Raw genomic sequence first — 24,836 nt, forward strand, 5'->3', positions numbered from 1 at the left:
GGCCCATTATCCGCGCCGGTGCTGGTGGAGCGTGACGTCCACGACGAGGGCGCGGTGGTCGGTGTCCGGCAGGCGCAGGAAACGGGCCCCGGTCGCCGAGAAGTCCCGGGAGAGCAGGACATGGTCGATCTGGGCGCCGAACACAGCGGCGGTGGGGGCGGGCCAGCTGGCGGTGCGGCCGGCGCCGCTGAGCCGGGCGCTGTCCCGCAGCCGCCCGGTGTCGAGGATGCGGCGGAAGGCCGCGTGGTCCTGGGAGGCGTTGAAGTCACCCGCGAGGATGGTCGGGGTCGTGGTGTCGGCGGCGGCGAAGTCGCGGAGGCGGCCCAGCTCGCGGCGCCAGAGGGCGACCTGCCCGGGCAGCGGGGGCATGGGGTGGGCGAGTTGGAGGCGTACGTGGTGACCGTCGACGTCGGCGACGGCTCCGGGCATGCCCATCGTGCCGGGGACGCCGTCGGTGGCGCGCAGCGGGAAGCGGGACAGCAGCAGCGAGCCGGTCGAGCCGCCGGCGACGACGGCCGTGCGGTAGGGGTAGCCGGGCTCCTTCGCCAGTATGGCCTGGCAGGTGTACTCGCACTCCTCCACGAACACGACGTCCGGCTTCCACCGCCGGATCCGCGGGACCAGGGAGGGGGTCGCGGCGCCGAACTCGACGTTCGAGGTGAGGACACGGAGGGAGGCGAGCGGGGTGCCGGCCGGCTCACCGCCGCCGCCGTACGGCTCGGCGAACCAGCCGAGGGCCAGCAGCAGGGCGGCGCCCCAGACCGCACCTGGCCACCAGCGGGCGAGCAGGGTGAGCAGCAGCCCGAGCAGGGCGGGGACCAGCAGCCAGGGGAGGAAGGCGAGGAGCTGGGGGACGGGGGTGAGGGCGTCGGTGTCGGCGACGCGGCACGCGACGACGACGGTCACGCCGAGAAGGAGCAGGGCGGCCGCCCAGATCGCGAGCCGGGTTCCGTGGCCGGGCGCCGTCGTCACCCGGCCGAGACTACGACCCTTCGTCCACCCGCGCGAGGAACTCCCCCAGCGCCCGGTTGAACTCCTCCGGCCGTTCCAGGTTCGGCATATGGGCCGCCGAGTCGATGATCCGGAGGGTGGCGTCGGGGAGGAGGGCGTGCATGGCCTCGGCGTCGGAGACGGGGGTGTACTCGTCGTCCGTGCCGACCACCACCAGCGCCGGGACGGTGACCTTCGTCAGCAGGGGGCGGTAGTCGGGGCGTTCGGCCCGGCCGCGCAGGGCCGCCGCCGCGCCCTCGGGGTCGGTGGCCGTCATCATGCGGTGGACGTGGGCCTTCACATCCGGGTGGGCGTAGGGGGCGACCATCTTCTCCAGGACCTCGTCGGCATAGCCGCGCATGCCCTCGCGCAGCAGGCGGTCGGCCATGGCGTTGCGGGCCCGCTTGCCCTCCGGTGTCTCCGGGGTGGGGAACGTGTCCGCCAGGACCAGGCCCCTCACACGGTCGGCGCCGAAGCGGTCGTAGCACTCCATCGCGATCTGGCCGCCCATGGACAGGCCCGCGAGGACACAGGCCTCCACGTCCAGTGCGTCGAGGAGTTCCTCCAGGTCCGCCGCGAAGCGGGAGAGCGGGGTCAGGCCGGGTGTGACCGGGGAGGCTCCGTAGCCGCGCAGGTCGGGGGCGATGACCCGGCGGGACGGGGCGAAGGCGGTGCGCTGGGGGTGCCACATCGTGCGGTCGAAGGGGTGACCGTGGATGAGCAGCAAGGGGGCGCGCGAGGTTTGTGGGTCATTATCGTCATATGCGAGGAAGGGGGGCATGTGAACGACCCTAGGTGCTGCCAACTCCTCGGTGCAATAAGATCTTTGCTCTCGGTGCAATGCCGACGAGGGACGGGACCGTGGCGCGGCTCGTCGCGGCCGAGCGCGAGCAGGCCGGGCGGCGGCAGGAGCTCGTCCGGGAGCTGCTCGACGGGTTCGCCGTACGGGCGGATCCGTGCGGGTACTTCGCCTGGTGGGTGGGAACTGTTCGCGCCATGGCGGGCGGACGGCTTCACGGCGGCCGCGGCGGCCCACCGGATCGGGGTCACGCCCGGTACCGCCTTCCGCGTCGACCCGAAACGGACGCCGGACGCGGTGCGGCTCGGGCTCGCCTCGGCGGGCGGGCCGGAGCTGGTGGGGGCGCTGCGGACACTGGCGGGACTCGCGGCGCGGCGCCCCTGGAGTGGGTCGGTCCGGGTCGTCGTGGTCGGGCGGCTTGTGTGCGGTGCCGGCGTGACGGCCCGGCAGGACGCCCACCGCGGGTCTCCTGGAGGAGCGGCCGGCTACGTGATGGTGATGTCCTGGCCGGCGGGTTGTGAATCCGCCCCGAGGGAAGCGGACTCGGGTGTGTCGACGGCCGGCTTCCGTACTTTCTCCGGTCGGCGGCGGACGTATCCGCCGAGCCAGGCCAGCGCGGCCACCGTCAGACCCAGGCCCAGCAGCAGCCAGGAGACCGTGCGCAGGGTGGACGTCAGCGCGTCGTAGACGGCGGCCGCGGCCGGGTGTGGGGCGTCGGAGGGCAGACCGGCCAGGGTGAGCCGGCGGCCGACGGTGAGGGCGAGACCCAGCACGGCGCCGCCCAGCGCCGTACCCAGCGCGGTCGCCGTCATCGCACGGCGGCGGTGGACGGCGAGGGCGATGCCGCAGACCGCGAAGACGACGGCCGCGACGGGAAGCCAGAAGCCGGCGACTTCGAGCACGTGGAACCCCTTCCGGAGCTGGTCCAGTTCTTCCGCCGGAAGGACCGCTACGGCCGTGTGCTTGACCGGGATACGGGCCGCGAGCGGCATATGGTCCTGGGTGAGCTGGTCCTTGACCTGGGCGGTGACCGGGGCGAGGTCGACGGTCACGGCCTCCTCACGCTCGTCCTGGAGCGCGCGCAGGACCGCGTCATGGATGGCCCGGTTGCCCGCGTCCCAGGCCAGCCGGAACGCCCGGGTCTGGGTGAAGGAGCGGACCGCCTCGCGTACGAAGGGGGCCACCGTGCCCTGCATCGGCCGGCCGACGTCCACCTCGCGCATGATGCCCTCGCCGACGGTGTCCGCCACGGCGTCCCGGACATCCGGGTCGTCGGCCAGCGGCGCCATCGTGCTGACGTACTGTCCGGTGTCCGCCAGCCCGTAGGCCGCCCAGGCAGCCAGCGCCCCGAACGGCAGCAGCAGGCAGGACAGCGTGACCAGCAGAGCCGAAAGGGCGTTCCGGAGACGTACGGCCCGGGTGGGCCGTACGGGCCGCGCGGGCCCTGTGGGCACTGGCACTGAGGGCACGCTCCCAGGCAAGCCCCTGAGGGCCGGTCAGGCGAGCGGTGCGACTGCATCCGGGGCATGGCGTGGCGTCAGGTCGGGCCGGACGGGCGATACGGCGCCCACGGGCGCCGGAAACCCTTGGGGCGCCACGCTCCGGTGGAAGGCTGACCCGAACGGGTGTTTCCTGGTCGTGAGGAGAACTTCCCCAGGAGCCTGGTGAGAACTCCTCCCCGGCGGAACGGCCGAGTGGCTTCGCAGGGACGTCGTCGGGTGCCCTCAAGCGGCCCCGGCGACCGGTGAGGGGAAAAGGGGAACGCGTGGGCCCCGGCCGTGATGGCCGGGGCCCACGCGTACCCGGGAGGTCAGCGGACGCGATGTCCGGCCACGTCCTCGTGTGTGTAGAACCGGTAGAACATCACGATGAACGTCACCGCCGCGACCGCGAGGGACATGCCGATGGAGCGCAGGACCGAGTCTCCGCTCTGGCTGTACAGGAAGCCGAAGGCGACCCCCATGAACGCCGTCCACATCAGCGCGTGCACCTCCCGCCGCAGCCGTGGGCCGATCGTCAGCACGCCGAGCAGCACCGCCGCGAAGACGATCGCGGTCACGAATCCGAACAGCAGGTTCCAGCCGGTGACGGGCCCGCCGCTGCGCCGGTTCGCGGCCGCCCAGTAGCCGTAGATCAGGCCCGTCACGATCGGGACGGCCAGTCTGCCCATGAGGTGGGTCCGCGGGCCGAAGATGTCGGGCGTACGGCCGTGCTGGGACGTACCGCCGGACGTGGGTGCCGCTTGAGCCATGAGAGTGCTCCTCTCTCCTCGCCCCCGGCTTCCAGGGCACACCTGCGGGTACCTCCTGGCAAGTCGGCCATACGAAGCCCGTACGCCGTCCACGACGTGCGGCGCGCCGCGGCGCGTGTTTCCCTGACTCTCGTGACCGACCACCCGGCCCCCCGGCGGTGGCAGGATCTGCTGCGCCGGCGGCACCCGCTGCGGGCCCGGGGCCGGAGCGTCTCCTGGGCGGCGCCGCTCCTGCTGCTGGCCGGGATCACGGCGGTCGACCTCGCCACCACGGAGCGGTTCCGGATCATGTCGTGGATCGTGCTGGTGCCCGGTATCGCGGCGGCGATCTGCGGGGTGTGGACGACGGCCGTGTTCGCGATGCTATGCGTCGTCGACTACATCGCCGTGGACAGCGTCTGGCCGCAGGAGTACCAGGCGGGAGACCCTCCTCGTCACCACGGACGGCGTGACAGAGGCGAGGAACGGGGACGGCGAGTTCTACGCGCTGCCCGAGGAGGCATCCCGGGCCGCCACAGCCGACCCGGCCCTTCTGGTCGCCTACGTCCGCGACGGCGTACTGCGCCACAGCCAGGGCATCTCTGCGACGACACCACGATCTTCGCGGTTCGCCGCAGCGCGGCATCCCGATAGGAGTGCTCTCCTGCCCCCCGGATCACCCCGTCCCCCCCCAAACCCCTCCCGCACCCCCCGCTTTGCAGGCGCAGCGGTTACGGTGCTGACGTAAGTGGACCTGGGGAACAAAGGGGAGGGCCGATGCCCGGAACCGTGCTGCTGCTCGCGGCCTCGCCGACAGGCAGAGCGTGTCTGGTGGACGCGGCGTCCGTGCTCCCCGTGCTCGCGGCCGTACCCCCGGCGGTACTCTCCGGCACCGACACCGCCAACGTCGTCGAACTCGCCGACCCCTTGCAGCCGCAGGCCGTCCTGACGCGGCTGCGTGCCGCGGCGGCAGCCTCCGGTCCGCTGACCGTGTTCGTCACGGGCCAGCTGCATCTGGACCGCAAGCAGCGGCTGCCGCATCTCGCGCTGGCCCGGACCACGCCCGCCACCGTCCGCTACACCGGCCTGCCCTGGCACTGGATCCGGGAGGAGCTGCGGTTGCGGCCGGCCGGGGCGACCACGCTCGTCCTCGATCTGCACGCCGACCACGAGACCTGGGAGCGGCTGCGTATCGTTCCCCTCGACTCCGGGCGCAACAACGCCGTGCACGGGCGTATCGCACCGCCGCCGGCCCGGCGGGACGTCGCGTCGCCGTCGTACATGAAGGCCGTGGCGACCGTGCTGCGCAGTGGGCACCGGCCGCCGATGGCGCAACTGCACCAGCAGGTGCTCACGCGGCTCGGCGCCGAGGCCGCGAGCTGCATTCTGCTCAGCTCGAACACTCCCGGCAGCGGGGATCCGCATGACGCCATCAGCGCGGCCGCGCGAGACGGGCGGTATGCGGAGGCCGACCAGCTCGCCGCCCGCTGGGAGGAGGCCGCCGCACGGGCGCACGGGCCGGCCTCCGAGGACGCCCTGCACTGGTCCGAAGTGCGGGCGGATCTGGCGATGTTCGCCGGGGACGCGGTGCGCAGCTGCCGTACCTGGCTGACCGTCGCGCACGCCCGGCTTGCCGCCGGGCAGCCGGCCGGCGCACCGGCCGTCGAGGCGGCCGTGGACCGGGCCCACCACCAGTGGGGCGCCATCAACGACGCGGCGCGGGCCCGTGAACTCGGGCCCGCACTCACGGAGTTGAGACTCAGGGTGCCGGGCCGCCGGGAAGGTGCCCTGGACCATGTCCAGCAGCATCTGCGGCAGCTTCAGGCCAGCTGAGTCACTGGTTCGTGAAGGTGAAGTAACTCCACGCGCCGTAGGTCGTGGAGTTGACCGCCGTCAGCGCGGCGCGCGCTCGGCCGTGGCCGGGGCGGTGGAATCGGGGCCGGTGCCCGTCGCTCTCGCCGGGCCCGCGTTGGCGGCCGTGATGAGGGCGGCCACGGCAATCACGGCGGCGGCGACACTACGGGCGTAACGTGCGCTGGGGCGTGCGGATGTGCGTCCGAGCACGGCGACCTCGCAACGACAGGGGCGGGTTAAGCGTGTTTAATTCGCCGTTTAACCTAGGGGCTGCCGGAGCTCAACGGCAAGAGGCCCAGGGGGAGTTGGCGGGGGAGTGACAGAATGCGAAAACGGGACGATCCGGAGACCATCGGACGGCGGGTGCAGCAGCTGCGCGCCGAACGGGGGCTGACGCAGCGGCAGTTGGCCGAACCTGCCTACACGCCGGCCTATATCTCCACGCTGGAGGCCGGGCGAGTGCGGGCCTCCGACGAGGCGCTACGGCATATCGCCGGGCGGCTCGGCGTCGGCTTCGAGGAGCTGGCCAGCGGGCGCCCCGCCCACCTCGCCACCGACCTCAGGCTGCGGCTCACCGAGGCACAGCGCACCCTGGCCACCGGCGCCGCCGAGGAGGCCGCCGCCCAGTACGCCGTCCTCTTCGAGGAGGCGGCGGCGCTCGGGCTCGCGGTCGAGCAGGCCACCGCGCTGCTCGGGATGGGCGAGTGCGCCCTGGACACCGGTGAGCTGGGCCGGGCCAGGGAGTTCTTCGAGCGGGCCGAGCTGGGGACGGCCGACGAGCCGCTGCCGGTGCGCGTACCGGCGATCCGCGGCCGAGCCGTCAGCCACTACCTGGCCGGTGAACTCCGTTACGCCGTCTACCTCCTGGAGACCACGCTCGACGAGTTGAACCGGGGTGGCCTGCACGACCCGGACGCGCTCCTGCTGCTGTACGCCTCCGCCATCGGCCCCTACATGGACATGGGCGCCCACGCCCGCGCCGCCCAGGCCGCCGAACTCGCCCTCGCCCTCGCCCCGCAGGCCGGCGACCCCGCGCTGATCGCCCGGATGCACCGCTCCGTCGCCCGCACCCTGCTCGCCGAGGGCCGGGTCGCCGAGGCCGACGCCTCCCTGGCCAAGGCCGCCGAGCTGTACCGGCAGCTCCAGCTCCGTACCGAACTCGCCAACTGCCACTGGATGCGCGGTTACGTCTACGCCCAGAACGGCGAACTGAAGCGTGCGGAAGTCGAGTTGAGGGAGGCGCTGGCGATGCTGTCGGAGACCCGGGCCGCCCTGTACCGCAGCCAGGCCGCCGTCGAGCTGGCCGACGTACTGCACCGCCGGGGCAAGTCCGAGGAGGCCGCCGAGCTGCTGCACGACGTGCTCGGCGACTTCTCCTCCGAGCGCGGCGCGGTCCACGCGGCCGCAGCGCACCGCCTGCTCGGCATCATCGCCGAGGACGCCCGGGACACCGAGGCGGCGGAGGAGCACTACGTACGGGCGCTGAGCCTGCTGGAGCGGGCGGGCGCGGCCGGCGACCTCGCGGACCTGTGCCGTCTGCTGGGGGACCTGCTGCGCCGCACCGGCCGGGTGGAGGCGGCACTGGACGCGTACCGCACGGGCCTTGGCCACCGTACGGCCCCGGGTACCACGACTCTTGGCCCGGCTCCGGCACAGCCGCCGCTGTAGGCGGGCGGCGGCGACAGGTACTGCCCGGTAGTTGCCGCACGATGTCGCACGATCCATATCGGAGGCCGCTTCCTCAGGGGCGCGGCTGGTGGCGCTGTCGTCCAGCGTCCTGGTGGGGTGGTGGCTGCTGTGAGGCGATACGGCGGCCCGGTCCTGCTCTGCCTCGTCGGCGCGGCGGCCCTGCGGATCACCCTCTTCGGCGACCTGTACCTCCGGTACGTCCAGGCGTCCCTGCGCCCCTACCTGATCACCTCCGGAATCGCCCTGATCCTGCTGGGCATCACGACGGCGGCACTGCGGAGCCGCACCACCGGCCACCACGACGACCGTGGCCATATCCAGGACCACGATCACAACCACGGCCCCCGGATCGCCTGGCTGCTCACCCTCCCCGCCCTCGCCCTGCTGCTCTTCCCTCCGCCCGCGCTCGGTTCGTACAGCGCGGAGCGCGAGGCGGCGCAGCGGGCGGCGCAGGGCGTCGGGGCCTTTCCGGCGCTGCCCGCCGGGAACCCGGTGCGGCTGACGCTCGCCGAGTTCAGCTCACGGGCGATCTACGACAGCGGACGCGCGCTGAAGGGCCGTACGGTCCGGATGACGGGCTTCGCCACGCACGGCGCCGACGGCACCTGGTACCTGACCCGGCTGATGGTCACGTGCTGCGCCGCCGACGCCACCACCAGCAAGGTCGAGATCAGGGGCGAGGACGCGCCGCCCACCGACACCTGGGTCACCGTCACCGGCACCTGGCACCCCAAGGGCGCGCTGGGCTCGGACGCGGCGTGGCCGCCGGTGCTGGACGCGAAGTCGGCGCGCACGGTGAAGCAGCCGTCGGACCCCTACGAGAAGCCATAGCCCATTTGGATCAGACGGTTGGGCCGTGCCGCTTCCCGCATGACGGACGGTGGCATCCGTAGGCACAGGCACACGAACCGCGACATTCACAGGCGTACGAAGGGAACCCTCCCGCCCATGCATATCGATCTGACAGGACGCACCGCACTGGTCACCGGCTCCACGCAGGGAATCGGTGCGGCCATCGCCGTGGGGCTCGCCCGGGCCGGGGCCCGCGTGGGTGTCAACGGCCGTGACGAGCGGCGGGTGGCGGCGAGCGTGGCGTCGTTCGCCGTACAGGCCCCCGGCGCCGACCTGGTGTCCGTGGCCGCCGATGTCTCCACCGACGAGGGCGCGGCCCGGGCGACGGAGCTGCTGCCCGAGGTGGACATCCTCATCAACAACCTGGGTGTCTTCGGGGCCGCCGACCCGTTGGAGCTCACCGACGACGAATGGCGGCGCTATTTCGAGGTCAACGTGCTCGCCGCCGTACGACTGACGCGGCTGTATCTGCCGGGCATGACCGAACGCGGCTGGGGACGCGTGCAGTACATCGCCAGCGACTCGGCGGTGGTCATCCCGGCCGAGATGATCCATTACGGGATGTCGAAGACCGCGCTGCTGGCGGTGAGCCGCGGATTCGCCAAGAAGGCGGCGGGCACGGGCGTGACGGTGAACTCGGTCATCGCGGGCCCCACGCACACCGGCGGCGTCGAGGACTTCGTGTACGGACTCGTGGGCCGGGAGTTGCCCTGGGAGGAGGCGCAGCAAAGGTTCATGCGCGAGTACCGGCCGCAGTCCCTGCTGCAACGGCTGATCGAGCCGGAGGAGATCGCCCATATGGTCGTCTACCTCAGCTCGGAGCAGGCGTCGGCCACGACCGGGGGCGCCCTGCGGGTGGACGGCGGTTACGTCGACGCGATCCTGCCCTGACCGCCGGGGCGGGCTCTAGGCCTGCGCCCGGCCCTGTTCCCGTACCTGGGCGAGGCGCCGGACGCCGATGTCGAGGGTCTGCTCGGTGGTGTCCGTCGGGAGGGTGCCGAGGGCGCCGGCGGTGAGGACGATCGCGTCGTCGCCGACCCGGACGACGGCGATGTCCAGGGTGAGGGTGGTGGGGTCGTCGTCCGGGGAGCTCTGCGCGGTGAGGGTGACCCGCAGCCCCTGCCGGGCCTCGCCGAATTCCGGCAGCCCGGAGTCGGCGACCTGGACGGCCTCGGTCCCGGCCGAGGCGTTCTGCGCGGCGAACTGTCGGCAGACACCGGGCACCGCCCGCAGCCAGGCCAGGGTCCGGTCCACGTCGGCGGCGCGGCTCGCGTAGACCTGGTAGCGGAGCTGGGCGTCGTCGTCGCCGTCGTCGAGGGCGACGACGGCGTGCGGGCCGGCCGGTTCGAGCAACTCGTCGGCGTACACGGCGTCGAGGAGGCGCTGGCAGTCGGGGTGCCCGGTGACGGCCTTGAGCAGGCCGTCGTGCCAGGTGGCGGTGCCGTCGCTCGCCGTCCACGGCACCCCGAGGTCGGCCTCGCCGACCAAAGCGGACTGGGCCTGCTCAGGGGTGAGCGCCGGGATACCGGGCGAGGCCGCCGGGCTGGCGGGGGCGGGGCGCTCGGCGGCTGTCGCGTTCGCCGCCGGGGAGGCGAGGGGAGCGGACGCTTCCGGCGGCCGGCCGGCCGCACATGCGGAGACGGCGAGCAGTCCGACCACGGCAAGACCGGAGGCGGTGACTCTCATGGCGGGGCCTCCCCTGGAACGAAGCGGTGGAACGCGTGAGATCACGCCATCACCCCTGGCGCCCGCCTACCACCGCTCCGGTCCGTCCGGGTGAGGACCCGCGAAAACCGTCCACCGCCCGCCCGGCGTCCAGGCGGGTCCCGGAGACGGCCGCAGCGGTGACCCCTGGCCACCGCGGCGCGTACGAGCGCGTCACCTTCGCCAGAACAGGTGGTGCGTCACCCCGCTCGGGCTGGGCACGACCTCCAGGTGGAACCGGTCGAGCAGCTCATCGGGGGACTGCCAGAGTCGTAGTCCGGACCCGAGCTTTACCGGCGAGACCGCCACATGCATGGTGTCGACGAGGTCAGCGTCAAGGAACTGCCGGACGGTGGTGACCCCGCCGCCTAGTCGGACGTCCTTGCCCTGCGCCGCCTCCCGCGCCCGTTCGAGGACCGCGGCCGGGTCGCCGTCAACGAAGTGGAACGTGGTGTCGGAGAGCGTGAACGACGGACGCTTGTGGTGGGTCAGGACGAACACCGGTGTGTGGAACGGGGGCTCCTCCCCCCACCAGCCGCGCCACTCATGGTTCTGCCATGGCCCACGCTGGGGCCCGAACTTGTTGCGGCCCATGATCTCGGCACCGATGTTGCGTGCGAAATCCCGGGTGAAGTAGTCGTCGAGGCCCCGGCTCCCCCCGGGGTCCGTGCGCATGGGCCAGCTCGCCGTGGCTCCGGCCCAGGCGAACAGCCTCTCGGCATGGTCGAGGCCGAACGGCCGCTCGAGACTCTGGTGGTCACCGGCACCGATTCCGTCACTCGAGACGTTGAAGTTCATGACTCTCAGCAGTTGATCCATCTGTTTCCTCAGCAGGTCCTGTCGCGTCATCGTGTGGCGAGGTGCCACACATCATGACGTCGAACGGGACGTGGCCGGATCGACAGCGGCCCACAACTTTTTTCCCGGGTGTCGCCCGTCCGCGCGCTGCTGGTGACGTAGTCCCGCTGCGTGGACTTGCACTGTCGCGGCAGCGATGTCATCGCGGGTTCACAGGGCACTGGACGGCTGTCGTCGGTTTGGGAAAGTATCGGGCACGTGGTCGAGGTGAGCCGGGCCGCGCGCGCCGCAGGCGCCAAGGAGGTCGTCCTGTACACGAACGCGGCCAACCCCACCAGCAACGCCCTCTACCAACGCCTCGGATACGTCCGGGTCACCGACTGGGCCGTGTACGACTTCTCGGGTGCCGTGCCCGACGCTGGTTGACGGCGCTGCGGAGCAGCGCGGGGGCGTGATCCGCAGCCGATGTCGCGGTCCGCACCCTGACGCAAGGGGTGCCTCCACAGGAACGGGCGAGGCACCCCTTACACATACGGCGTCAGATCACCGGCGGGCAGCCTGGTCTCAAGGCCGGTGGCCCGTCATCCGCGCGGCCGACGCGATCGTCGCGCGGGCCTCGGGTTCCGTCAGGCCCGTGTGGACCGCCGCGTCGATCAGCGGGGCCCGCAGGGCGCGGCCGATGCCGTTCTCGTAGGCGCGGCAGGCCGCCCAGAAGAGGCGGGTGTTGCGCTGGCCCTCGTGAGCGGCGAGGACGAACTGGACCAGGCCCTGGCCGCGGTCGCCGACCGAGGGGTGGGTCGCCGGGTGGGGGGCGCGCGGGGGCGGGAGCAGGAGGCGGAGCAGGGACGGTGGGCAGGGGGCCGGGACCAGGTATTCGGTGCCGGGGGCGGTGGCGTAGACGCCGTGGTCGGTGCGGGAGCCGGGGCCGACCAGGTAGCCGCCCGCGCCCCGGATGTCGATGCCGGGGGCGAGCCGGCCGGCCGAGTTGGGGATCACGGCGTCCGGTGGTCCGGTCAGCCAGAGGTGGCGGCCGCCGCTCGGCGTGAGCACGACGACCGTGGGCGGGATGGTGAACAGGTGCCGCAGCGCCAGTTCGCGCAGCGCGGCGGTGGAGTCCGTACCGGACTTCACGTCGAGGTCGACGCCGATGAGGCGGTACGGGGGCAGTCCGCAGGCGATGCCGTAGCCGGTCGCCCAGGGTGCCGCGGCGAACAGCTCACGGATGCGGGCCGGGTCGGTGGTGGCGTCGTACACCCCGTGGCCGGGGCGGCCGCACTCGCCGTGGCAGGGCGGTAGCGCCCGTTCCGGCTCGCCGCGGTGCGGGGAGCGCAGGGCCGGGAGTTTGGTCCGGGACAGGGGGATGACGGCCAGGCCGCGCTCGGCGGCTGACAGGGCGTGTGCGAGGGCCAGCGTCGTGGCCTGCCGGTCGGTGGTGGCCATGGATCCATGTTCGTACGTATGTTCGAAAAAGGGAAGAGGGGTCCGGTGTGACACGCCGGGAGCGGCAGCTTGGCCGGAAAGGGTGCCGAATCGGTTCTCCCCTTGGGGTGCTTGAAGGGTGATTGTCCGGACTGGTCACGACTGGGGCTGGAGTCAACCAAAGATGGCGAAAGGGGTTTATCGACTTGTCATCACGCTTGAGGGCGAATAAGGCCTTCCGGGGTGGTTCGCCGGGGATTCGGTGGGCAACTCTGGTCTCGCGACGTCGATGACAACCACCGAGGCGGTCGGCCAACTGCCTTGGAAAGAGCCTTACTTGACGTACCCCCGGCATAGCCGGGCTCTGAGAGGAAACAACATGGCAAGCATCCGTACCGCCCGCGTCCTCGCCGCCGTCTCCGCGCTCCCGCTCGCTGCCGCCCTGTTCGCCGGTGTCGCCGCCGCGGACAACGGTGCGATCGCGGACGACGGATCGAGCGCCAACGCCGGTGTGGCAGGCATCATCGGCAGCGGTGTCGGCCACGACAACAAGGGCAACTCCTCGACCACGCAGCAGAACGCGGTGGGCAACGGTGCCTCGAACCAGAGCAACACCGCGCAGGTCAACGGCTCCGCGTGGACGGCCGTCCAGCAGGGCAACGACAACGTCGCCGTCCACTTCACCCAGCTCTGGTAAGTCCCGTCTGAGCCCTTGCGGGGTGCGCTCTGTGGGGAAGTAGCGCGTCGCGCGGCGGTACTCCGGTACCGCCGCGCAGGCGCTTTCCGGCCCCCTCCGGCTCCCGACTGCCTCCCGCTTCCGGTTCACCACCCTCCGGCTCCCCGCGCCGGTTGTTCGGCCTTGACAGGGCCGGATCTGACGGACAGTCAGAAACGGTCAGTCAGAAACCATGCATCTGGCTCCCACCGAACGCCGGCAGCGGCTGCGCGCCGAACTCCGCTCCTGCTTCCGGTCCTTGATCCCGTCACCCGTCCCCGAGACCCCCGGGGAACGCCGTGCCCTGCTGCGCCGCATCGGCACGGACGGCCTGCTGGGCCCCGGCTGGCCCGTCGAGTACGGCGGTCAAGGGCGCGGCGCCGACGAGCAGTTCGTGTTCTTCGACGAGGCGTACCGGGCCGGCGCCCCCGTCTCGGTGGTCACGCTCAACACGGTCGGGCCCACACTCATGAAGTACGGCAGCGACGACCAGAAGGCCCGCTTCCTGCCCGGCATCCTCAGCGGCGACCTGGTCTTCGCCATCGGCTACAGCGAGCCCTCCGCCGGCACCGATCTCGCCGCACTGCGCACCCGGGCGGTGCGGGACGGCGACGGCTGGCGGATCGACGGGGGGACAGCTCGGCGAGGCGTACCTCCATGGATGAACGGGATGGCGGAGGCGCTGCGCCGGCTGCGCGGCACGGGCGTGAACCAGATACCGGGCGCGGGCCGGGTCCTGGTGACGGCCGGCACCGGGGTGCCGACGTCAGGGCTGGTCCTGGCCTCGGACGGGTGAACCCGCAGCCTGCCGGGGAGTGGCCCGCCGCCTCCACCGCACTGCCCCCGCAGGGGTAAACCCGCAGGAGTACCGTCCCCGTACTCCACCTTCAGGAGGTGTAGCCAACCCCACCCCTACAACCTGAGGCGGACTCGCCTTCGGGACCTGCGGCCGATCCGCCGCAATACCGCTCGCTCATAGCGTGGAGCCATGACCACACCCGTCTGCACCAGCGCTTCGGACGCCGCTGTCTCGGCGAGGCAGACCCGGCCGTACCCGTCCTTCGCGTCGTACGTCAGGGCCCGCCAGCCGGTCCTGCTGCGCACCGCCCGGTCGTTGACCGCCAACCCCAGTGACGCCGAGGACCTCCTCCAGACCGCGCTCGCCAAGACGTACGTGGCCTGGGAGCGGATCGAGGACCATCGGGCACTCGACGGCTACGTGCGCCGGGCCCTGTTGAACACCCGGACCTCGCAGTGGCGCAAGCGCCGGGTCGACGAGTTCGTCTGCGACGAAATGCCCGAGCCGGAGCCGGCGGGCGGCGGGGACGACCCGGCCGAGCGGCAGGCGCTGCGCGACGCGATGTGGCGGGCGATCATGAAGCTGCCCGCGCGGCAGCGGGCGATGGTCGTGCTGCGGTACTACGAGGACCTGAGCGAGGTGCAGACGGCCGAGGTGCTCGGGGTGTCGGTGGGCACCGTGAAGTCCGCGGTGTCGCGTGCGCTCGGCAAGCTGCGTGAGGACCCTGAGCTGGTCCTCGCCCGATAGCGACGGAGTGCTGCCGGACGGTGTTGGTCGGCTCTGCCCTAGTGACATACCGCTCGGTATGTGCGCAGAATCAGCGGAGTCCCCTTTACCGCCGAGTAGGCAATGTCGCCCCGGGAGGACGCCGTGCAGAGCACCATGCAGGACGTACCGCTGCTGATCTCCACGATCCTGACGCATGGGTCGAGGGTTCATGGCGAGTCACAGGTGACCACCTGGACGGGCGAGGCCGAGCCGCACCGTCGCAGCTTCGCCGAGGTCGGCGCGCGCGCCGCCCAGTTGGCCCACGCCCTGCGCGACGACCTGGACGTCCGGGGCGACGACCGTGTGGCCACTCTCATGTGGAACAACGCGGAACACACCGAGGCATACTTCGCGATTCCCTCCATGGGTGCGGTTCTGCACACGCTCAACCTTCGGCTGCCCGCCGAACAGCTGGCCTGGATCGTGAACCACGCGGACGACCGGGTCGTGATCGTCAACGGTTCGCTGCTGCCGTTGCTCGCCCCGCTGCTGCCCCACCTGAAGCCGGTGCGGCATGTCGTGGTCTCCGGTCCGGGCGACCGTTCTTTGCTGGACGGCGCCTCCGTGGCCGTACACGAGTACGAGGACCTGATCGCCGGCAAGCCGACGGCGTACGACTGGCCGGAGCTGGACGAACGCCAGGCCGCCGCCATGTGCTACACCTCCGGCACCACCGGCGACCCCAAGGGCGTGGTGTACAGCCATCGTTCGATCTATCTGCACTCCATGCAGGTCAACATGGCCCAGTCGATGGGCCTGACCGACCAGGACATCTCCCTGGTCGTCGTACCCCAGTTCCACGTCAACGCCTGGGGACTGCCGCACGCCACCTTCATGACCGGCGTCAACCTGCTGATGCCGGACCGTTTCCTCCAGCCCGCGCCGCTCGCCGAGATGATCGAGAGCGAGCGGCCCACGCACGCGGCCGCGGTCCCCACCATCTGGCAGGGCCTGCTCGGCGAGCTCACCGCCCGGCCCCGGGACGTCGCCTCGCTCACCCAGGTCACCATCGGCGGCTCGGCCTGCCCGCCCTCCCTCATGGCCGCCTTCGACAAGCTGGGCATGCGGGTCTGCCACGCCTGGGGCATGACCGAGACCTCCCCGCTCGGCACGGTCTCCCGGCCGCCGGCCCACGCGGTCGGCACGGAGGACGAGTTCGCCTACCGCCTCACCCAGGGCCGCTTCCCGGCCGGCGTCGAGGCCCGGCTCACCGGCCCGGACGGCGAACGCCTCCCCTGGGACGGCGAGTCGGCCGGCGAGCTGGAGGTGCGCGGCCCCTGGATCGCCGGCGCCTACTACAACGGCCCCGACGCCGACCCCCTGCGCCCCGCCGACAAGTTCAGCGAGGACGGCTGGCTGAAGACGGGTGATGTCGGCACCATCTCCCCCGACGGCTTCCTCACCCTCACCGACCGAGCGAAGGACGTCATCAAGTCCGGCGGCGAGTGGATCTCCTCGGTGGAACTGGAGAACGCGCTGATGTCCCACCCGGACGTCGCCGAGGCGGCCGTGGTCGCCGTACCCGACGAGAAGTGGGGCGAGCGCCCGCTGGCCACGGTCGTCCTCAAGGAAGGCTCCGGCGCCGACTTCGAGTCCCTGCGCGCCTTCCTCGCGAGCGACGTCTGCAAGATCGCCAAGTGGCAGCTCCCGGAGCGCTGGACGATCGTCGAGGCGGTGCCGAAGACCAGCGTGGGCAAGTTCGACAAGAAGGTGCTGCGGAGGAAGTACGCCGACGGGGAGCTGGACGTCACCCGTATCTGAAACCGCCCGCCCGTCGTGAGCGCGCCCCGAAAAGGGGCGCGCCGACGCTGTCTCAGTTCGTCCCGATCCGCGCCAGCAGGTCCACGATCCGGCTCTGCACCTCCGTGCTCGTGGACCGCTCCGCCAGGAACAGGACCGTCTCACCCGACGCCAGCCGAGGCAGGTCTGCCTGGTCGACGGCCGCCGTGTAGACGACCAACGGCGTCCGGTTCAGCTGGCCGTTCGCGCGCAGCCAGTCGATGATGCCGGCCTGGCGGCGGTGCACCTGCATCAGGTCCATCACCACCAGGTTCGGCCGCAGCTGCCCCGCCAGCGCCACCGCGTCGGCGTCGCTCGCCGCCCGCGCGACCTGCATCCCGCGCCGCTCCAGCGTCGCGGTCAGGGCGAGGGCGATCTCCGCGTGCTCCTCGATGAGCAGCACTCGCGGCGGATGCTGCTCGCTGTCCCGGGGCGCGAGCGCCTTCAGCAGTACGGCGGGATCGGCGCCGTACGCCGCCTCGCGCGTCGCCTGTCCCAGTCCGGCCGTCACCATCACCGGCACCTCGGCCGCCACCGCCGCCTGCCGCAGCGACTGCAGCGCGGTCCGCGTGATCGGTCCGGTCAGCGGGTCCACGAACAGCGCCGCCGGGAACGCGGCGATCTGAGCGTCGACCTCCTCGCGGGAGTGCACGATCACCGGCCGGTAGCCGCTGTCGCTCAGCGCCTGCTGGGTGGTGACGTCCGGCGCGGGCCACACCAGCAGCCGACGCGGGTTGTCCAGCGGCTCCGGGGGCAGCTCGTCGTCCATCCGCTGCGGGCGCGGCGCATCCGCGACCTCGACCGCACCGCCGGGACCGTCCAGCGGCTCCGGGCCCTCGGCGGCGTTCACGTCCGGTGCGCCTATCGCGTACGACCGTCCGGCGCCGTCGGTGGCGGACGCGAGCCGGGACTGCCCGGCCGGCGACGCCTGGGGCATGGGCTGGGCCACCGGCTGCTCGGCCGGCGGATGCTGCCGGGCCGCCAGCTCGGCCCGCTGCTGCTCGTTGCGCGTGCCCAGCTTGCGGCGCCGTCCGTTGCCGCCCGGCTGGTGCGGGGGCGGGGTCGCCGTCGGCTGCTGCACCTGCGCGGCCTGCCGCGAGAACGGCACCCCCTGCCCCAGCGTCCGTACGCTGAACGCCCTGCCCTGCGTGGAGTCCGGGTCGGCCGGCGCGGGCGCCGCCGCCTCCGCGGGCAACGGCTGCGCGGCACGAGCGGGTTGAGGGGCGGGCGCGGGTGCTTGGTCGGCGCCCGGCCACTGCTGCGGTACGGGGGCCACGGGCGCGGCCTCCGCCGGTAGCGGCTGGGCGGGGGCCCGGGTGACTTCAGCGGCCGGGGCGGGCCGCGCGGGCGCCGGCTGGGCCGGGCGGCCCGGGGCCACCGGAGCGGGACCCTGCGGCTGCGGCTGTGCCGGCGCCGGTACGGCCGCACCCGGCAGTGCCTGCGGAACCGGCTCACCGGGCTGACCCGCCTGCACGGGCTGCTGCGGGGCGGCCGCCGGGCCCGCGGGGACGCCGGACGGCGCGGGGACCTGGGGCGCGGGCCCCGCCTGGGCCGGGATGCCCTGGCCGGGCGGAACCGGGTGCCCCGGGGCGGCCGCCTGCGCGGGCACCGTTGGCACCACGGCCGGGGCGCCCTCCGCGGGCTGGCCCACGGCGCGGCGACGGCGGCCCGTCGGCGAGTTCGTGGGGTGCGGCTGCGGCGGGGTGTGGTCCTCGCCCTGGTCGTGCGCCACGGCGTCGTGCCGGCCCTCCTCGGCCGCCACCGCGACCGGGCCGGGGGTGCGGTCGGCCTCGGCGGGCGGCAGCGCGAAGACCGGACGCGGGCCCGCCTGCTGTTGCTCGGCCCGCTCGGCCGCCGCGGCCAGCGCACGGCGTCGGCGCCCGCTCGGCTGCTCCTCGTCGTCCGGTGCGGCTGTGGCAGCGGGGAGCGCCGCCGGCAGCGCCTGTCGCTCGTCGGGTTCACGCCGGGCGCGTCGCCCCGCCGCCGGCGCGGGTACGCCCTGCGGCGGAACGGTGCCACCGAGTCCCGTACCCGAGGCGGCCGTGCCGGCGCCCTGCTCGGCCGCCGTCACCACGGCACCCTCGGCGACACCGGCCACACCGTTGACACCCCCGGAAGCGTCGGCCGGACGCCCGCGCCGCCGTCCGGTACCGCCGGACGCCGAGTCCGCGCTGTCGAAGTTCTCGATGCTCTCGAAGTTCTGCATGTTGTGGTTGTTCCCGATCGCGGCGGGCCCGCTCTCCTGGCCCTCCGCCCCGGCGGCCCGCCGGCGCCGCCGCCCGGTCGGCGCCGCGGCCGGAACCTCACCCTCGCCGGCCTCGCCGCCGGGCACATCGCTGTCCAGGAAGGCGTCCACGGACGACCGCCGGGCCCGCCGCCGCCCACCGGCACCGGTCTCGTCGGTGGCGGGGATCGTGGCCACCGCCGTACCGGGCGGAGGGGGCACGGCCCCGGCGCCACCCCCGATCGGCACCTCCAGGACGAACGCGCTGCCGCTCATGCCCGGCACCTCGTGCGTCTGCAGCACACCGCCGTGAGCGCGCACGATCCCGCGCACGATCGGCTCGTGCACCGGGTCGCCCCCGGGGTAAGGCCCGCGCACCTCGATACGGACGACCTCACCGCGCTGCGCCGCCGCTACCACCACGGTGTTGTCCATGTAGCCGCCGGCGGAGACGGGCGCGTTCCCGGTCGCGTCGACACCCGCCACGTCCGCGACGAGATGCGCGAGCGCGACCGCGAGCCGCTGCGGATCCACCTCGGCCTCGATGGGCGGCGCGTGCACGGCGAACTGGACCCGCCCGGGCCCGATCAGCTCCACTGCCCCGTCCACACCGGCGGCGACAACCGCGTCGAGCATGACCTTGGTGCGGTGGACGTCTTCGGTCCCGGCGTCCAGCGCCTGGTAGCCGAGTACGTTGTCGATCAGCTGGGTGATACGCGAGTAACCGGCCGAAAGGTGATGAAGCACCTGGTTGGCCTCGGGCCACAGCTGCCCGGCGTCGTCGGCGGCGAGCGCGGCCAGTTCCCGGCGCAACTCGTCGAGCGGGCCGCGCAACGACTGCGCGAGCAGGGTCAGCAACTGCTCGTGCCGCCCGGAGAGGGCCTCGTACCGGTCCTTCTCGCGCTCGCCGAGAGCCGCGTACCGCTCCTCGCCGGACGCCAGCTCTTCGGCGTGCCGCTCGCGCAGCTCCTCGACCTCGCTGACGTGCTTCTGGCGCAGCGCGGTCAGGTCGGAGGCGTGCTCCTCGGAGAGCCTCTCCAGCTCTTCGGCGTGCGCCTTCTCCTGCGCGTCCTTCTCCTCGGCGAGGGCGTCGTAGGGCCGCCGGTCGCTGAAGGTCATCACGGCGCCGACGAGCTGGTCGCCGTCGCGCACCGGCGCCGTCGTCAGATCGACCGGCACCTTCTTGTCGCCCTTGGCCCACAGCACCTGTCCGCGCACCCGGTGCTTGCGCCCGGAGCGCAGGGTGTCGGCGAGCGGTGACTCGGCGTACGGGAAGGGTGAGCCGTCCCCGCGCGAGTGCAGCACCAGATTGTGCAGCTCCTTGCCGCCCAGCTCACCGGCCCGATATCCCAGTATCTGAGCGGCGGCCGGGTTCACGAGCACGATCCGCCCGTCGGTGTCGGTCCCCACGACACCCTCGCTCGCAGCCCGCAGGATCATCTCGGTCTGCCGCTGCGAGCGGGCCAGCTCGGCCTCGGTGTCCACGGTCCCGGTCAGGTCGCGCACCACGAGCATCAGCAGCTCGTCGGCGCCGTAGCCGTAACCGTCGTACGCCTGCTGCCCGTTCTCCAGGTTGGCGCTGGTGACCTCGACCGGGAACTCCGAGCCGTCGGTCCGCCGCGCGATCATCCGGGTCGGCTTGGTCCGCCCGCGTGGGTCCATGTGGTCGGGCCGCCGCATGGACCCGGGGATGAGCCTGGAATCAAACTGCGGCAGCAGGTCGAGCAGCCCGCGCCCGACCAGCGCGGTGCCCGGCGCCTCGAACGCCTCCAGGGCGATGGTGTTCGCGTTGACGACGGTTCCGTTGGCGTTGACCAGTACCAACGCATCCGGCAGCGCGTCCAGTATGGCTGCGAGGCGAGCAGCGCCTCGGGATGGCCTGCTGCTCACGAGACGCTTCCTCCCTGTTACCGCACCTTGCCGACCGCTCGGGCCATCTTGCCAACCTGCCCGCGACGTGTCACGCGAGGGAGTCTAAAGCCACCGATTGCGCTCGCGGCGCGGATGAGAGGGAGGTCGCACGACGAAGTGACGGCGAACATGTGACCGACACGTCTCACCTCCGCCGTCCCTTCGCGAGACTTTTACGGGAGCGGGGCTTCCGCCACGAAACGGCTGTGCCGTCTCTATGGGTGGTGCTGTACGGCTCTATGGGTGGTGCTGTACGGCCGTGCTCCAGGACAGGGCTGCCCGGCTCTGCGCATCGGATGGGCCGGGCTCTATGAACCGAGGTCGGGCAGCAGGGGCACCATCCGGTCCCAGCGCCCGATCTCGCAGCCGTTGCTGCGGTCGTAGGTCGCCTCGACCGGGCGGCCGGCCCAGGTGCCGGTGACATGGGCGGTCGCCGGGCCGCCGTAGAGCATGGTGCAGGCGGTCCCGGGGGCAACCGGGGCGAAGGTGTCCCGCCCCCACCGTGTGTTCCGGTCGAGCACCTGGCAGGCCCCGTCCACGTCCGGGTGACTGCCGGCGCCGGGGTGACAGGAGACCTCGTACGTCCCGTCCTTCCCGTCCCCGGCGTGCCGGACGGTGACGGTGAGGTGGTCGGCCTGGACGGCGGCGGAGGCGGGCAGAGCGGGCAGGGATCCGAGAACGGCGGCGACGGCCCCGAGGGCGCCCCGCACGGCGAAGTGAGACATGCCCTGCCCAACGCGCCGCCGGCCCGGACGTTGCGCCGCGCCCTCGACGACGAGAAGGGCTTTGCCCCGCGGCCCGGCTGCCTAGTACCGTGGGAGCCGATTGGTGACAGCGCGCTCGACTGTGTCATCATCTGCACGCACCACTCGCGCTCGCGCGGGCGGATGTGCGGGAGGCGTCGCCTAGTCCGGTCTATGGCGCCGCACTGCTAATGCGGTTTGGGACTTCAATCCCATCGAGGGTTCAAATCCCTCCGCCTCCGCCATCTGACCAGGGAGTTCGGCCGAATACGGCTGGGCTCCCTGAGTTGCTTTCGGAGCCACTTTCAGCCCCCAGATGGCACGGTGTTGGCACCAACCGCCGAAAGGCGATTCTGGCGGGGAATGAAGGCCGAGATTTTGCGCGTGGCGTCCTCCGCCAGCTCCTCGGCAACGACCGCGTACACGTCCTTCGTGAAGCTGACGGATGCATGCCCGAGAACCTCGCTCACGAACTTGTCGTCCACCCCGGCGGCGATCAGCATCGTCGCCGCACCGTGACGCAGATCATGGAAGCGGATAGGCGGCAGCGTCAGCCGAAGCGCCACCTCGACGGCCGCCTCCGTCGTACGGAACTTCCGGGCGATCCGCTCGGCAGACCACTTCTCGGCGGCCTTCGCGCGGATGTTGGCGTACCGCTCCAGCAGGATGCGGAAGCGGCTCGACAGGTACTCCGGCTTCAGCGCGGTGCCGTCCTCGTAGCAGAAGACACGGCCGGCGTCCTGGTACGTCTCGCCCCAGGCCAGGCGCTCCTCAAGCTTCCGCTTGTGCCAGGTCTTCAGGACTCGGACCGTCTCCTCGTCGAGGGGGATCTGCCGGTACCCGGCCTCGGTCTTGGTGTCGTCGAGTTCGTCGTCCGACTGCGCCTGGAGGACGTGCAGCCGGCGCCGGGCGAGGCTGAGGTCTTGCTCTTCGGCGCCGACCAGCTCGCCGCGGCGCGGCCCGTAGTAGGCGTCCAGGTGGAACGCCGGGTACAACCGCTCGCCGGAGGCCTCGGCGAAGTCGAGGAACGCGCCGCACTGGTCCGACGACCAGACCATGACCTTCGCCGGGACGACCCCGGTCTTCTCCCACTGCTCGACACGCTCGGCAGTCCACAGCAGGGGCTTCGCGCGGCCCTGCTTCCGCTTCCCGCCCTTCGACCGCCACACCCCGTCAGCCGGGTTGTCCGGCCGGATCTTCGACAGCTTCACGGCATCCGTGAGCGCACCGTGAAGGACGGCGTGGACGCGGCGGATGCGGGACTCGGAGATGGGGCGGCTGTGGAGCCGCTTGCCGTGCCGGGTGGCGCGGACCTCTTGGAGGCGGCGCAGGACTTCGGTGCGCTCGGTCTTCTCTTCGGGCCGGTTGATCTTCCGCATGGCGGCGTACATCTCGCGGATGTGTTCGTCGCTCAGGTCGACGATCTTGATGTGGCCGAGGCCCGGCGCGAGGTAAAGGTCGATGGCCTCGCGCTCGCTGTCGAGCGTGCTCTTCTTCAGGCCCTCGCCGGTCTCGGCTTCCGACTTCCGCCACGTGTACCGGCGTTCGAGGTACTGGCCGAGCGTGGTCTTCCGTTCGTCGTGCGCCTTCGGGTTGGCGGCCGTGCCGAGCATCTTGCCGAGCTCGGCCTTGCACTCCCGTTCCGTGTCGTACGGACCGATGCGCGGTTGCCGGCGCTTCCCATCCGCGGACTTGGGCGCCTCGTACCGGGCGTACCAACCGCCGTGGCCCTTCTTGCTCAGGTCCGGGCACTTCTTGCCGAGTAGCCGCTTCGTCTCCGGGTCCCGGCACGAGCACGCCTTGTACGGCTTCATCAATCACTCCCCCTCTTGGTTGTCCTCGCCGACGTCCTCGCCCTGGTCCTGGCGCTTGGCCCGCCGTTCCTGCTCCTGGCGCTCCGATTCGAGGACCCCCCGGTTGAACCGCTCGAGCTTGAAATAGGCCTGCGACGCGGCCCACCGGCGGTCTTCAGACATCGACTCGAAGCCCGCGGCCAGTTCGTAGAGGTTCTGCGGAGGCTTGGCGTACCCCTCCGGGAAGATCCGGCCGAACTCCTCCGTGGTGAGGTTCCGTAGGCGCGGCCCGGGCTCGGCGCCAGCACGGCCCTTGACACTCGGACCGAGCCAGCCCGCCTTACGGGCCCGCGCGACCCACGAGCGGACTGTCTCCTCTGGGCGATCGAACTCACTCGCCATGCGCTTCACCGCGCCGGCTGGGCGGCCAGGGGCCGTCTCTGCCAAGTAAGCGACAGCCACGCTGCGGAGGAGCTCGTCACTCAAGGCTGAGCGGCCTCCACTCCGCGGCCTCCGCTCGGGGTACTCCAGCATCGCCGCCGCTGACCAGGCCGACTGCGCTGCACGAGCAGTGGTGGCGCGGGCCAAGTGCAGGATGTCGCCCACTTGGACGCGGCGCAGCAGACTGGCCGTGATGCCGTTGCCCGTGGGGTCGACGGCCTGCAGCTCGATACGGGAAATCACCAGGCCTTGCGCACCTCTCGTGACGTCGCCCTTGGCGACCCACTCATTCGAGGTGGGGCGGCATTCAAATGTGGCCACCACAGCGCCTTCGGCCTGGTCAGCGGCGGCGTTGTGGTCGGCAATGGCGCTGATGTGGACCTCGTCCGGCCCATCGGTGGGGGGCTGCTGCCCGGGCTTCGTCACCTGGCGAGCATCGCAAGAACGCAACGCGCGAGTCAACACACCAGCTCAGCAGACGTGGCGCACCACGTCTGCTGAGCTGGCCTGTTGACTCAACTCACCACCCCTGCCAAGCTGGCCACATGACAGCCACAGCGCTACGCGTTCGGGCTCGCCTGCGCCTGCACCAGGACCTCCCGGCCCCGGAGGAGCGGCGAGCTATCCGCCAGGCGGCGGGCCTCTCTCAGGGGGAGCTCGCCGAGGCCATCGGTGTGACCCGTCAGGCCGTCAGCCACTGGGAGGCTGGCACCCGCACGCCGAAGGGCGCGTTCCTGGAGCGGTACGTGAGCGCCATCCGCACGCTGCGGGATGCGGCATGACCGCCGTCTGGACGCGCGAGGCGATAGAGGCGCTCGGGCCGACGACGGACGTGCCCACAATGGCGTCGATCTTCGGCGTCAACAAGGACACCGTCTATGCGCAGATCCGGCGCGGCGAGTGGACCGCGACCCGCGTGCTCCCGCTCGGCCGGAAGCTGCGCATCCCGACGCGTGACGTCATCACGCTCCTGTACTCCCCGGAGCTGGCTCGCGATTCCTCGCATGACGAGCGCGAGCATCAATGTGCATCAGGCCGGAAAACCCCCAGCTCACGAGCCATGGAATCGCAGTCTCAATGCGGTTGCACCCCATCTGTTTCGGGGGTCGTGCACCAGTTCCTGGGCGCATGAGAACGGCCCCTACCAGGCCGGTGTTACAGCACCGGACCGACGGGGGCCAGCCCATCCCACACACGCAGAGGCCCCGGCACAACCACCACAGCAAACCGGGGCTCCAACGAAAAGAACGGCCCTCAGCATCATGGCACAGCGCACACCCGACGACACGAGTGTCGTCTGCCTCGCGACGCCAACGCCTAGCGCCTCG

20 protein-coding genes, 1 tRNA gene and 4 pseudogenes are annotated in these 24,836 nt (G+C 72.0%); 14 read left to right on the plus strand and 11 right to left on the minus strand.

Annotated features, from left to right (window positions below):
• Nucleotides 1-6 precede the first annotated feature (6 nt).
• Together ABZ396_RS06755 and ABZ396_RS06760 are read right to left on the minus strand one after the other, a co-directional pair.
• Complete coding sequence (locus tag ABZ396_RS06755; protein ID WP_358921736.1) at nt 7-972, minus strand: endonuclease/exonuclease/phosphatase family protein; 966 nt, start codon at nt 970-972, stop codon at nt 7-9.
• A 10-nt stretch (nt 973-982) separates the two neighbouring features.
• Complete coding sequence (locus ABZ396_RS06760; protein ID WP_358921738.1) at nt 983-1,771, minus strand: alpha/beta hydrolase; 789 nt, start codon at nt 1,769-1,771, stop codon at nt 983-985.
• A 71-nt stretch (nt 1,772-1,842) separates the two neighbouring features.
• On the opposite strand from ABZ396_RS06760, the pseudogene ABZ396_RS06765 reads away from it, so the two are divergent.
• Nucleotides 1,843-2,161: pseudogene (locus tag ABZ396_RS06765) on the plus strand (PLP-dependent aminotransferase family protein); the annotation flags it as partial.
• A gap of 113 nt (nt 2,162-2,274) precedes the next feature.
• On the opposite strand, the gene ABZ396_RS06770 reads toward ABZ396_RS06765, so the two are convergent.
• Nucleotides 2,275-3,243 (minus strand): hypothetical protein, encoded by a 969-nt coding sequence (locus ABZ396_RS06770; RefSeq protein ID WP_358921762.1) that lies wholly within the window; start codon nt 3,241-3,243, stop codon nt 2,275-2,277.
• A 356-nt stretch (nt 3,244-3,599) separates the two neighbouring features.
• Nucleotides 3,600-4,040, minus strand: coding sequence for a hypothetical protein (locus tag ABZ396_RS06775; protein ID WP_358921739.1), 441 nt, complete (start codon nt 4,038-4,040; stop codon nt 3,600-3,602).
• A gap of 171 nt (nt 4,041-4,211) precedes the next feature.
• On the opposite strand from ABZ396_RS06775, the pseudogene ABZ396_RS06780 reads away from it, so the two are divergent.
• From ABZ396_RS06780 to ABZ396_RS06800, 5 genes and pseudogenes are all read left to right on the plus strand, one after another.
• Nucleotides 4,212-4,469: pseudogene (locus ABZ396_RS06780) on the plus strand (serine/threonine-protein phosphatase); the annotation flags it as partial.
• A 327-nt stretch (nt 4,470-4,796) separates the two neighbouring features.
• Nucleotides 4,797-5,852 carry a hypothetical protein gene (locus tag ABZ396_RS06785; RefSeq protein ID WP_358921740.1) on the plus strand — a complete coding sequence of 352 codons (1,056 nt, stop codon included), beginning with the start codon at nt 4,797-4,799 and terminating at the stop codon, nt 5,850-5,852.
• A 345-nt stretch (nt 5,853-6,197) separates the two neighbouring features.
• Nucleotides 6,198-7,541 carry a tetratricopeptide repeat protein gene (locus ABZ396_RS06790; protein WP_358921741.1) on the plus strand — a complete coding sequence of 448 codons (1,344 nt, stop codon included), beginning with the start codon at nt 6,198-6,200 and terminating at the stop codon, nt 7,539-7,541.
• 129 nt (nt 7,542-7,670) lie between these two features.
• Nucleotides 7,671-8,393 carry a TIGR03943 family protein gene (locus ABZ396_RS06795; protein WP_358921763.1) on the plus strand — a complete coding sequence of 241 codons (723 nt, stop codon included), beginning with the start codon at nt 7,671-7,673 and terminating at the stop codon, nt 8,391-8,393.
• A 117-nt stretch (nt 8,394-8,510) separates the two neighbouring features.
• Nucleotides 8,511-9,305 carry an SDR family oxidoreductase gene (locus tag ABZ396_RS06800; protein ID WP_358921742.1) on the plus strand — a complete coding sequence of 265 codons (795 nt, stop codon included), beginning with the start codon at nt 8,511-8,513 and terminating at the stop codon, nt 9,303-9,305.
• Between the two features lie 15 nt (nt 9,306-9,320).
• Here the strand turns inward: ABZ396_RS06800 and ABZ396_RS06805 are convergent, their stop codons facing one another.
• Together ABZ396_RS06805 and ABZ396_RS06810 are read right to left on the minus strand one after the other, a co-directional pair.
• Entirely contained in the window at nt 9,321-10,100 is a 780-nt protein-coding gene (locus tag ABZ396_RS06805) for a hypothetical protein (protein WP_358921744.1), read from the minus strand.
• 192 nt (nt 10,101-10,292) lie between these two features.
• Entirely contained in the window at nt 10,293-10,937 is a 645-nt protein-coding gene (locus tag ABZ396_RS06810; protein ID WP_358921746.1) for a dihydrofolate reductase family protein, read from the minus strand.
• A gap of 240 nt (nt 10,938-11,177) precedes the next feature.
• Between ABZ396_RS06810 and ABZ396_RS06815 the strand changes: the two are divergent.
• Nucleotides 11,178-11,342: pseudogene (locus ABZ396_RS06815) on the plus strand (GNAT family N-acetyltransferase); the annotation flags it as partial.
• A 138-nt stretch (nt 11,343-11,480) separates the two neighbouring features.
• Here ABZ396_RS06815 and ABZ396_RS06820 read toward each other — a convergent pair.
• Nucleotides 11,481-12,356: a bifunctional DNA primase/polymerase gene (locus tag ABZ396_RS06820; protein ID WP_358921748.1), complete on the minus strand. Its 876-nt coding sequence runs from the start codon at nt 12,354-12,356 to the stop codon at nt 11,481-11,483.
• A 358-nt stretch (nt 12,357-12,714) separates the two neighbouring features.
• Between ABZ396_RS06820 and ABZ396_RS06825 the strand changes: the two genes are divergently transcribed.
• From ABZ396_RS06825 to ABZ396_RS06840, 4 genes and pseudogenes are all read left to right on the plus strand, one after another.
• A complete protein-coding gene (locus ABZ396_RS06825; protein ID WP_358921750.1) occupies nt 12,715-13,032 on the plus strand; it encodes a hypothetical protein in 318 nt (105 codons plus the stop codon).
• Nucleotides 13,033-13,243: 211 nt separating this feature from the next.
• A pseudogene (locus tag ABZ396_RS06830) lies at nt 13,244-13,681 on the plus strand (acyl-CoA dehydrogenase family protein); the annotation flags it as partial.
• Nucleotides 13,682-14,038: 357 nt separating this feature from the next.
• Nucleotides 14,039-14,596 (plus strand): SigE family RNA polymerase sigma factor, encoded by a 558-nt coding sequence (locus ABZ396_RS06835; RefSeq protein WP_358921752.1) that lies wholly within the window; start codon nt 14,039-14,041, stop codon nt 14,594-14,596.
• Between the two features lie 102 nt (nt 14,597-14,698).
• A complete protein-coding gene (locus ABZ396_RS06840; protein WP_358921754.1) occupies nt 14,699-16,378 on the plus strand; it encodes a long-chain fatty acid--CoA ligase in 1,680 nt (559 codons plus the stop codon).
• A 52-nt stretch (nt 16,379-16,430) separates the two neighbouring features.
• On the opposite strand, the gene ABZ396_RS06845 is transcribed toward ABZ396_RS06840, so the two are convergent.
• Together ABZ396_RS06845 and ABZ396_RS06850 are read right to left on the minus strand one after the other, a co-directional pair.
• The gene (locus tag ABZ396_RS06845) at nt 16,431-20,510 is read right to left on the minus strand and encodes a PAS domain-containing protein (protein ID WP_359184007.1); all 4,080 of its coding nucleotides are present in this window, start codon (nt 20,508-20,510) and stop codon (nt 16,431-16,433) included.
• Nucleotides 20,511-20,839: 329 nt separating this feature from the next.
• Nucleotides 20,840-21,256: an SSI family serine proteinase inhibitor gene (locus ABZ396_RS06850; RefSeq protein ID WP_358926955.1), complete on the minus strand. Its 417-nt coding sequence runs from the start codon at nt 21,254-21,256 to the stop codon at nt 20,840-20,842.
• 169 nt (nt 21,257-21,425) lie between these two features.
• Here ABZ396_RS06850 and ABZ396_RS06855 point away from each other — a divergent pair.
• Nucleotides 21,426-21,519: transfer RNA gene (locus ABZ396_RS06855), tRNA-Ser, on the plus strand.
• A gap of 60 nt (nt 21,520-21,579) precedes the next feature.
• Here the strand turns inward: ABZ396_RS06855 and ABZ396_RS06860 are convergent.
• Complete coding sequence (locus ABZ396_RS06860) at nt 21,580-23,088, minus strand: site-specific integrase (protein ID WP_358926956.1); 1,509 nt, start codon at nt 23,086-23,088, stop codon at nt 21,580-21,582.
• Nucleotides 23,089-23,091: 3 nt separating this feature from the next.
• The gene (locus ABZ396_RS06865) at nt 23,092-23,934 is read right to left on the minus strand and encodes a hypothetical protein (protein ID WP_358926957.1); all 843 of its coding nucleotides are present in this window, start codon (nt 23,932-23,934) and stop codon (nt 23,092-23,094) included.
• Nucleotides 23,935-24,053: 119 nt separating this feature from the next.
• Between ABZ396_RS06865 and ABZ396_RS06870 the strand changes: the two genes are divergently transcribed.
• The gene (locus ABZ396_RS06870) at nt 24,054-24,290 is read left to right on the plus strand and encodes a helix-turn-helix transcriptional regulator (RefSeq protein WP_358926958.1); all 237 of its coding nucleotides are present in this window, start codon (nt 24,054-24,056) and stop codon (nt 24,288-24,290) included.
• Nucleotides 24,287-24,640, plus strand: coding sequence for a helix-turn-helix domain-containing protein (locus tag ABZ396_RS06875; RefSeq protein ID WP_358926959.1), 354 nt, complete (start codon nt 24,287-24,289; stop codon nt 24,638-24,640). The genes ABZ396_RS06870 and ABZ396_RS06875 overlap by 4 nt, the downstream gene beginning before the upstream one ends.
• Nucleotides 24,641-24,836 lie beyond the last annotated feature (196 nt).

Source organism: Streptomyces sp. NPDC005866 (assembly GCF_040629895.1).
Lineage (GTDB): Bacteria > Actinomycetota > Actinomycetes > Streptomycetales > Streptomycetaceae > Streptomyces.

What these genes read in the sequence shown, in the direction of transcription:
- ABZ396_RS06775 (WP_358921739.1), bottom strand. Translation starts at nt 4,040, where the DNA reads ATGGCTCAAGCGGCACCCACGTCCGGCGGTACGTCCCAGCACGGCCGT.
- ABZ396_RS06825 (WP_358921750.1), top strand. Translation starts at nt 12,715, where the DNA reads ATGGCAAGCATCCGTACCGCCCGCGTCCTCGCCGCCGTCTCCGCGCTC.
- ABZ396_RS06810 (WP_358921746.1), bottom strand. Translation starts at nt 10,937, where the DNA reads ATGGATCAACTGCTGAGAGTCATGAACTTCAACGTCTCGAGTGACGGA.
- ABZ396_RS06760 (WP_358921738.1), bottom strand. Translation starts at nt 1,771, where the DNA reads ATGCCCCCCTTCCTCGCATATGACGATAATGACCCACAAACCTCGCGC.
- ABZ396_RS06870 (WP_358926958.1), top strand. Translation starts at nt 24,054, where the DNA reads ATGACAGCCACAGCGCTACGCGTTCGGGCTCGCCTGCGCCTGCACCAG.
- ABZ396_RS06835 (WP_358921752.1), top strand. Translation starts at nt 14,039, where the DNA reads ATGACCACACCCGTCTGCACCAGCGCTTCGGACGCCGCTGTCTCGGCG.
- ABZ396_RS06805 (WP_358921744.1), bottom strand. Translation starts at nt 10,100, where the DNA reads ATGAGAGTCACCGCCTCCGGTCTTGCCGTGGTCGGACTGCTCGCCGTC.
- ABZ396_RS06840 (WP_358921754.1), top strand. Translation starts at nt 14,699, where the DNA reads ATGTCGCCCCGGGAGGACGCCGTGCAGAGCACCATGCAGGACGTACCG.
- ABZ396_RS06790 (WP_358921741.1), top strand. Translation starts at nt 6,198, where the DNA reads ATGCGAAAACGGGACGATCCGGAGACCATCGGACGGCGGGTGCAGCAG.
- ABZ396_RS06785 (WP_358921740.1), top strand. Translation starts at nt 4,797, where the DNA reads ATGCCCGGAACCGTGCTGCTGCTCGCGGCCTCGCCGACAGGCAGAGCG.
- ABZ396_RS06850 (WP_358926955.1), bottom strand. Translation starts at nt 21,256, where the DNA reads ATGTCTCACTTCGCCGTGCGGGGCGCCCTCGGGGCCGTCGCCGCCGTT.
- ABZ396_RS06820 (WP_358921748.1), bottom strand. Translation starts at nt 12,356, where the DNA reads ATGGCCACCACCGACCGGCAGGCCACGACGCTGGCCCTCGCACACGCC.
- ABZ396_RS06875 (WP_358926959.1), top strand. Translation starts at nt 24,287, where the DNA reads ATGACCGCCGTCTGGACGCGCGAGGCGATAGAGGCGCTCGGGCCGACG.
- ABZ396_RS06800 (WP_358921742.1), top strand. Translation starts at nt 8,511, where the DNA reads ATGCATATCGATCTGACAGGACGCACCGCACTGGTCACCGGCTCCACG.
- ABZ396_RS06860 (WP_358926956.1), bottom strand. Translation starts at nt 23,088, where the DNA reads ATGAAGCCGTACAAGGCGTGCTCGTGCCGGGACCCGGAGACGAAGCGG.